This window comes from Bifidobacterium sp. ESL0745, from assembly GCF_029433335.1.
Lineage (GTDB): Bacteria > Actinomycetota > Actinomycetes > Actinomycetales > Bifidobacteriaceae > Bifidobacterium.
The window spans coordinates 1-5,612 of the sequence record NZ_JAQTHX010000005.1; the positions used below are offsets into that span (position 1 = coordinate 1).

Annotated in this window: 3 rRNA genes; all 3 read right to left on the bottom strand. The window is 59.7% G+C overall.

Annotated features, from left to right (window positions below):
- Positions 1 to 96: 96 nt before the first annotated feature.
- Positions 97 to 213, bottom strand: a 5S ribosomal RNA gene (gene rrf / locus PT275_RS09105).
- 163 nt (positions 214 to 376) lie between these two features.
- A 23S ribosomal RNA gene (locus PT275_RS09110) occupies positions 377 to 3,448 on the bottom strand.
- 425 nt (positions 3,449 to 3,873) lie between these two features.
- Positions 3,874 to 5,398, bottom strand: a 16S ribosomal RNA gene (locus PT275_RS09115).
- Together the 16S, 23S and 5S rRNA genes form the textbook arrangement of a ribosomal RNA operon.
- Between the last annotated feature and the right edge of the window lie 214 nt (positions 5,399 to 5,612).

Genomic DNA, 5,612 nt, shown 5'->3' on the forward strand with positions numbered 1-5,612 from the left:
GGCCCCGGGGTCCGGGCGGTCCGTGGGGGTCCGGCCGGGGTTCCGGGCATGCGGGAGGGGGAGGCGCCTTGCGGCGTCTCCCCCTCGTGAAGTGTGATGCGGCGGCGGGCTACTCTCCCACACCCTGTCGGGTGCAGTACCATCGCCGTGCCAGGCCTTAGCTTCCGGGTTCGGAATGGGACCGGGCGTCTCCCCTGGGCTATGGCCGCCGCAAATCTTAAATTGTACGCAACCCGTGGGCTGCGGGATAGTGGCGGCCAGGGAACCGGAAAGCGGACGCGTGTCGGATGCGATGAATCGTAGTGTGAACACCAAATGCTAATGCTGTCTGATGTTTATCGCAGAGGATGCCCCCACGTCCCCGACAAAGTCGGGAAATGTGATTGCCTTTCGGCCGTTAGTACCGGTCGGCTCCGCCCCTCGCGGGGCTTCCACGTCCGGCCTATCAACCAGGTGTTCTCGCCTGGGGCCTACAGGGACTCGAAGTCCCAAGGAATACTGATCTCGGAGCAGGCTTCCCGCTTAGATGCTTTCAGCGGTTATCCCTTCCGAACGTAGCCAACCGGCCGTGCCACTGGCGCGACAACCGGCATACCAGAGGTTCGTCCACCCAGGTCCTCTCGTACTATGGGCAGGTCTCCTCAATATTCCAACGAGCGCAGAGGATAGAGACCAAACTGTCTCACGACGTTCTGAACCCAGCTCGCGTGCCGCTTTAATCGGCGAACGGCCGAACCCTTGGGACCTGCTACAGCCCCAGGATGCGACGAGCCGACATCGAGGTGCCAAACCATCCCGTCGATATGGACTCTTGGGAATGATCAGCCTGTTATCCCCGGGGTACCTTTTATCCGTTGAGCGATGCCGCGCCCGTGCGCCGGCACCGGATCACTATCTCCGACTTTCGTCCCTGCTCGACCCGTCAGTCTCACAGTCAAGCCCGCTTGTGCGATTGCACTCGACACCCGATTGCCAACCGGGCTGAGCGGACCTTTGAGCGCCTCCGTTATCCTTTGGGAGGCAACCGCCCCAGTTAAACTACCCGCCAGGCACTGTCCCTGACACGGATCACGTGTCGAGGTTAGACATCAAATGGGAACAGAGCGGTATTTCACCTTGCGGCTCCACGATGGCTGGCGCCACCGCTTCGAAGCCTCCCGCCTATGCTACACAGTTTCCACCTAATGACAATACCAAGGTATAGTAAAGGTCCCGGGGTCTTTTCGTCCTTCTGCGCTTAACGAGCATCTTTACTCGTACTGCAATTTCGCCGAGCTCCTGGTCGAGACAGTGGGGAAGTCGTTACGCCATTCGTGCAGGTCGGAACTTACCCGACAAGGAATTTCGCTACCTTAGGATGGTTATAGTTACCACCGCCGTTTACCGGGGCTTGAATTCACCGCTGCCCCCGCGCGAGGCGGGATGACGGATCCTCTTAACCTTCCGGCACCGGGCAGGCGTCAGTGCATATACAGCGGCTTGCGCCTTCGCATGCACCTGTGTTTTTGGTAAACAGTCGCTACCCCCTGGTCTGTGCCACCCCCCAGGGCTCCCCGCGCAAGGCGGTTCACCCCAGGGGGTCTCCCTTATACCGAAGGCACGGGAGTGATTTGCCGAGTTCCTTGACCAGGATTCGCTCGATCGCTTTGGTATTCTCTACCTGACCACCTGTGTCGGTTTGCGGTACGGGCGCCGCAGCACCTCGCGCCGAAGCTTTTCTCGGCAACGGAAACCACCGGGTTCGGCCCCAACGGGCCCCACCATCGCGCCTCACCGTGTATGCACCCCGGATTTGCCTGGGATACCGGCTGCACGCTTGGCCACGGACTACCACCGCCGCGGCCGGCTCTTCCATTGCGTCACTCCTGCGCTGGCCTACCGGAAGGTCTGTCCCAACCGCCAAGCATCAGCCACCCCGAAGGGCGGCATCCGCAAGGCGGGAGGTTAGTACCCGACTTTCGGCCCGGACGGTCCTGCGCCGGTACGGGAATATCGACCCGTTCGTCCATTCGACTACGCCTGTCGGCCTCGCCTTAGGACCCGACTCACCCGGGGACGATGAACGTGGCCCCGGAACCCTTGGTCATCCAGCGGACGGGATCCTCACCCGTCTCTCGCTACTCATGTCTGCATTCTCGCTCCCGCACGGTCCACGGCGAGCTTGCGCTGCCGCTTCACCCCGTACGGGACGCTCTCCTACCCAGCATACGAAACGTACGCTGCCGCGTCTTCGGTGGCGTGCTTGAGCCCCGCTACATTGTCGGCGCGGAACCACTAGACCAGTGAGCTGTTACGCACTCTTTCAAGGGTGGCTGCTTCTGAGCCAACCTCCTGGCTGTCTATGCGACTCCACATCCTTTCCCACTTAGCACGCGCTTCGGGACCTTAGACGACGATCTGGGCTGTTTCCCTTTCGACGACGGAGCTTATCCCCCGCCGACTCACTGCCGCGCTCTACCGCCACGGGTATTCGGAGTTTGGTTGCCGTCGGTACGCGACACGCGCCCTCAGGCATCCAGTAGCTCTACCCCCCGGGCGAACCACACGACGCTGCACCTAAATGCATTTCGGAGAGAACCAGCTATCACGGAATTTGATTGGCCTTTCACCCCTAGCCCCAAGTCATCCCCCCAGTTTTCAACCTAGGTGGGTCCGGTCCTCCACGCGGTCTTACCCGCGCTTCAACCTGCTCAGGGCTAGATCATCCCGCTTCGGGTCCAGGACAAGCGACTCAAACGCCTTTTGAGACTCGCCTTCGCTACGGCTCCCCCACGACGGGTTAGCCTCGCCACTTGCCACTGACTCGCAGACTCATTTTTCGATAGGCACGCCGTCACCCCACAAGGGGGCTCCGACGGTTCGTAGGCGCACGGTTTCAGAAACTGTTTCATTCCCCTCCCGGGGTGCTTTTCACCTTTCCCTCACGGTACTCGTTCGCTATCGGTCAGACAGGTATATCTAGGCTTACCCCACGGTCGGGGCCGATTCACACGGGATTCCACGAGTCCCGTGCTACTTGGGAACCTGGATCGGAAGGCAGCGCGCGACCGGCTACGGGGCCATCACCCTCTACGGCCGGGAATTCAATCCCGTTCGCCTAGCACGCCGCTTTATGACTTCCGCCGGACGCTCCAGCATCCGGGCACCAGGCCCCACAACACCCGCCGCGCAACGCCTGGAGGCTATCACACGCGGCCGGTTTGGCCTGATCCGCTTTCGCTCGCCACTACTCACGGAATATCCTTTCCTGCAGGTACTGAGATGTTTCACTTCCCTGCGTACCCCCCGCACAAGGCGGTGCCGGCCCATACGGCCGGCGGGTCCCCCCATTCGGAAATCCTCGGATCAAAGCCCTGTCGGCGGCTCCCCGAGGCCTATCGCGGCCCCACACGTCCTTCATCGGTACTGTCTGCCAAGGCATCCACCATACGCCCTTACCAGCAACACACACCCATACAGGCTGCATGCCGCAAGGACCTTCTGCGAAAAACTCTGGACAACACATCATCACACTAAAATGATCACAAAACGATCGACCAAATCCCCAGATTCAAAAGAATCGGAGACCGGTCTGAAAAAATTGCATCTAACAAAGCAAGATCAAAATCTTGCTCGCGTCCACTATCCAGTTCTCAAGCCACCACGCACCGACGCGTCCGGCCGTCCCATCCGGGAAGGCCCTCAGCGAGGGGCATCGGAATCGCACCCGCCAAAACGGGGGTGGCGATCCGGGAGCCCAAAAGCATGCCCACACCACAATGTATGTGTAAAGTTGTATCTTTCCGATCTTTTCCACACCAGCAGGACCACACCAGGGAACATCCCCGGCAGGCCCGACACCGGATGCCCAACGGCATCCTGAATTCTCCGTAGAAAGGAGGTGATCCAGCCGCACCTTCCGGTACGGCTACCTTGTTACGACTTAGTCCCAATCACGAGCCTCACCTTAGACGGCTCCGCCCCACAAGGGGTTCGGACACCGGCTTCGGGTGCTGCCCACTTTCATGACTTGACGGGCGGTGTGTACAAGGCCCGGGAACGCATTCACCGCGGCGTTGCTGATCCGCGATTACTAGCGACTCCGCCTTCATGGAGTCGGGTTGCAGACTCCAATCCGAACTGAGACCGGTTTTCAGGGATCCGCTCCGCGTCACCGCGTCGCATCCCGTTGTACCGGCCATTGTAGCATGCGTGAAGCCCTGGACGTAAGGGGCATGATGATCTGACGTCATCCCCACCTTCCTCCGAGTTGACCCCGGCGGTCCCTTGTGAGTTCCCACCATAACGTGCTGGCAACACAAGGCGAGGGTTGCGCTCGTTGCGGGACTTAACCCAACATCTCACGACACGAGCTGACGACGACCATGCACCACCTGTGAACCGGCCCCGAAGGGAAGCCCCATCTCTGGGGCGATCCGGAACATGTCAAGCCCAGGTAAGGTTCTTCGCGTTGCATCGAATTAATCCGCATGCTCCGCCGCTTGTGCGGGCCCCCGTCAATTTCTTTGAGTTTTAGCCTTGCGGCCGTACTCCCCAGGCGGGATGCTTAACGCGTTAGCTCCGACGCGGAACCCGTGGAATGGGCCCCACATCCAGCATCCACCGTTTACGGCGTGGACTACCAGGGTATCTAATCCTGTTCGCTCCCCACGCTTTCGCTCCTCAGCGTCAGTAACAGCCCAGAGACCTGCCTTCGCCATTGGTGTTCTTCCCGATATCTACACATTCCACCGTTACACCGGGAATTCCAGTCTCCCCTACTGCACTCAAGCCCGCCCGTATCCGGCGCAGACCCATCGTTAAGCGATGGGCTTTCACACCAGACGCGACGAACCGCCTACGAGCTCTTTACGCCCAATAAATCCGGATAACGCTTGCACCCTACGTATTACCGCGGCTGCTGGCACGTAGTTAGCCGGTGCTTATTCGAAGGGTACACTCACTCTCGCTTGCTCCCCAACAAAAGCGGTTTACAACCCGAAGGCCTTCATCCCGCACGCGGCGTCGCTGCATCAGGGTTCCCCCCATTGTGCAATATTCCCCACTGCTGCCTCCCGTAGGAGTCTGGGCCGTATCTCAGTCCCAATGAGGCCGGTCGCCCTCTCAGGCCGGCTACCCGTCAACGCCTTGGTGGGCCGTTGCCCCGCCAACAAGCTGATAGGACGCGACCCCATCCCATGTCGGTAACCCTTTCCCGCGATCACATGCGATCACGCGGAACACCCGGCATTACCACCCGTTTCCAGGAGCTATTCCGGAACATGGGGCAGGTTGGTCACGCATTACTCTCCCGTTCGCCACTCTCACCACGGTGCAAGCACCATGGATCCCGTTCGACTTGCATGTGTTAAGCACGCCGCCAGCGTTCATCCTGAGCCAGAATCGAACCCTCCACAAAAAACATTGCAGAGAGCCTCATCAAAGGCTCCACATAATAATTGACGGAACCATTCCATAAGGGGGAATGGTCCACACTAAAAACCTCGACACGAATTAAGCCCCCCCAGGGCACCCCGAAACGAGGCACGCGCCGAACTGGCAATCAAAAAAAGCTTTACAAATAAAAAGTAGTACAGACACACTCTTGAGTTCTCAAACCACCACCACACCAA